The following is a 2,966-nucleotide window of genomic DNA, read 5'->3' on the forward strand; positions in this document are numbered from 1 at the left end:
GCAAGACTTGAACTTGCGACATACGGATTAACAGTCCGCCGTTCTACCAACTGAACTAAAGGGGAATTGTATGGTGCCTCGAGGCGGAATCGAACCACCGACACGAGGATTTTCAATCCTCTGCTCTACCGACTGAGCTATCGAGGCAAAAGTGAAAGCGGTTAAGCTTTTACTTTTGCAATGTTGCTTTCGCAACGCTTGCTAAGAAATGGTGCCGACTACCGGAGTCGAACTGGTGACCTACTGATTACAAGTCAGTTGCTCTACCTACTGAGCTAAGTCGGCACACGAATCTTTTTAGTCTCAAGCCCTAAAGCTTAACACTGAATTTGGCTCCCCTTGCAAGACTTGAACTTGCGACATACGGATTAACAGTCCGCCGTTCTACCAACTGAACTAAAGGGGAATTATATTTTTCGTTGCTTGCACCATCACTAAAAGAAGAAATGGTGCCTCGAGGCGGAATCGAACCACCGACACGAGGATTTTCAATCCTCTGCTCTACCGACTGAGCTATCGAGGCAACGGAGCGCATTAAAAAGCTTTTCCCTCTTTGCGTCAATGCTTTTTTGAGAAAAAAATATCAATCCATCTTTTTTTGGTCTGTTCGTTCGGTTTTTGAGCTCTTCTGTGGTTTTGTCATGCCTGGACGTGCAATGTAATCATCGCGATTGCCATATGCCGTATTGTATTTTTTTAGGGAAAAATGGTATGAGAGTGTTGTGATAAAGGGATCGATCGCAAAAAAACAATCAGGCACGATGACCGTGCCTGCTACATATATTGGGTAAATGTCAGTGCTAAACCGATGATGAGCGGTGGATGGTGAATTTACTGACAGCCTTTTCTAGATCATCTGATAGTTGAGCTAAGGTTTCGGTACTGGAATGACTTAAGGTGACAATGGCGCTCAGTTGGCGGCCGCTCTCATCAATTAGGTTGATCCGTTCAGAAATGTCATCACTGACTTGGGTCTGCTGGGCTGCCGCAGTGGCAATTTGATGGCTCATGGTAGTGATAGACTCAAGCGCTGAGACAATCTGTTCAAGTGATTGCGATGCCTCTCGTGATTGAGCGACAGTATTCAAGCTGGTACTGGCACACGTATCCATGGTTGCGATAGCATGGCGCGAAGCCCGCTGGAGGCTGACGATCATCTCTTGGATCTCTTTCGTGCTGTTTTGGGTCCGCCCAGCAAGGTTGCGAACCTCATCAGCCACCACGGCAAATCCTCGACCTTGTTCACCAGCACGGGCCGCCTCAATGGCAGCGTTGAGAGCAAGCAGGTTAGTTTGTTCTGCAATATCGCCAATGACATTGAGGACCTTCGCAATATTATTAACGTCATTATCGAGGGTAGAAACGGCCTGACCCGCGGTGTAAAGCTCTTGAGAAAGGCCTTCAATATTGCCAACCGTGGAATTGATAAGTTGTTGTGTTAACTGGCTCTGTTTGTCTGCGTCTAAGGTGCTCTCTGCCGTATCGTGTGCAGAGCTTGCGACATGACTGGTTGAGGATGCCATTTCGGTCATCGCGGTGGCAATCATTTCCGTTGATTGCTGCTGGTTATCGCTTAGCTGAGCGAGAGTCCCGGCTCGAGACTTTACCTGATTCAGTTCGTCGCGAAGGGCCATCATTGATTGATCCAAATTGCCTATTAGCAGGGCAAGGGACTGGCTCATCTGCTGCACGGAAAGGTAAATGCTACCAACGGGTGCTGCGTGGCTAAAGTGGGTATAAATCTGGCCATTGGCAACTGACTGCACCGCTGCTTGAACGTCGCTAGGCTCTCCACCGACGAGGTTGAGGATACGCTTAGTAGCCACTAATAAAATAATCAGAATAGCACTCGCGACCACCAAGCATAGCGCGAGTTGCCATTGAGCATTGGACCAGAAGCGCTGATTGACTTCATTAAAGCCAATTCCTGTCCCGACGACCCAGCCCCAATGCGGTGTCTTTTTCGCAATCGAAAGTTTTTCCTCCACACTACCGTCAGGTAATTTCTGAGACCAGGTATATTCAACCAGTGTTCCGCTGCGGTTACTTAACATCCGTTGAATAAGCTGACCAATACTGTTGCCGTCAGCATCTTTAAATTCGTTAAAGCTGGTGCTATGCAACTGGGGATCAAGAGGGGCGGCAACGAAATTCATGTCCTCATCGACGACATAGACATATTCGTTATCTTTATAGATATTGTTTTGTAGTAGTCGGGTGGCCAGCGCCTTTGCTTCTGTTTCCGGGAGGGTGCCATCAATCGCCATTTTTTCTATTTCGTTCAAAATGCTATAGGCACTATTGAATAGCTCTGTAACGCGCGCTTTGTTGTCGAGATTGCTCGCAACCCTATTCGCCCATAGGCTGGTTGCACTCATTATCAACAAGGTGAATAAGATGATGGCGGACAAGCCGTAGGCTTGATACTTAAGTTTCATAGTCTGCTCGCGTTGTGATGATATACCGTCGGCTACTTATAATCACATTACGAATATTTGTAAAATAAAATCATATAGTTAGGTGTTATTTGTTCCTGAATGTGTCAGATGGGGTTCATTGATGAATACGGAGTGGGGACGTTACTGGTTATTGCTCACAGAAAAGGATGTTTGAGGAGTAAGAAGCAGATAAAGAAAAACCCCAGCCTTTCGGCTGAGGTTCTCTAATTTGGCTCCCCTTGCAAGACTTGAACTTGCGACATACGGATTAACAGTCCGCCGTTCTACCAACTGAACTAAAGGGGAATTGTATGGTGCCTCGAGGCGGAATCGAACCACCGACACGAGGATTTTCAATCCTCTGCTCTACCGACTGAGCTATCGAGGCAAAAGTGAAAGCGGTTAAGCTTTTACTTTTGCAATGTTGCTTTCGCAACGCTTGCTAAGAAATGGTGCCGACTACCGGAGTCGAACTGGTGACCTACTGATTACAAGTCAGTTGCTCTACCTACTGAGCTAAGTCGGCAC

1 protein-coding gene and 7 tRNA genes are annotated in these 2,966 nt (G+C 47.0%); all 8 read right to left on the reverse strand.

Annotation, left to right across the window (positions count from 1 at the left end; genetic code table 11):
* Positions 1-71: 71 nt before the first annotated feature.
* A tRNA-Phe gene (locus tag L4D12_RS25175) sits at positions 72-147 on the reverse strand.
* A 62-nt stretch (positions 148-209) separates the two neighbouring features.
* Positions 210-285, reverse strand: a tRNA-Thr gene (locus tag L4D12_RS25180).
* Positions 286-330: 45 nt separating this feature from the next.
* A tRNA-Asn gene (locus L4D12_RS25185) sits at positions 331-406 on the reverse strand.
* Between the two features lie 41 nt (positions 407-447).
* Positions 448-523: transfer RNA gene (locus L4D12_RS25190), tRNA-Phe, on the reverse strand.
* 277 nt (positions 524-800) lie between these two features.
* Complete coding sequence (locus L4D12_RS25195) at positions 801-2,438, reverse strand: methyl-accepting chemotaxis protein (protein WP_428450561.1); 1,638 nt, start codon at positions 2,436-2,438, stop codon at positions 801-803.
* Between the two features lie 230 nt (positions 2,439-2,668).
* Positions 2,669-2,744: transfer RNA gene (locus L4D12_RS25200), tRNA-Asn, on the reverse strand.
* A gap of 6 nt (positions 2,745-2,750) precedes the next feature.
* A tRNA-Phe gene (locus L4D12_RS25205) sits at positions 2,751-2,826 on the reverse strand.
* 62 nt (positions 2,827-2,888) lie between these two features.
* Positions 2,889-2,964: transfer RNA gene (locus L4D12_RS25210), tRNA-Thr, on the reverse strand.
* Between the last annotated feature and the right edge of the window lie 2 nt (positions 2,965-2,966).

This window comes from Photobacterium nomapromontoriensis (genome assembly GCF_050336815.1).
GTDB classification, from domain to species: domain Bacteria; phylum Pseudomonadota; class Gammaproteobacteria; order Enterobacterales; family Vibrionaceae; genus Photobacterium; species Photobacterium nomapromontoriensis.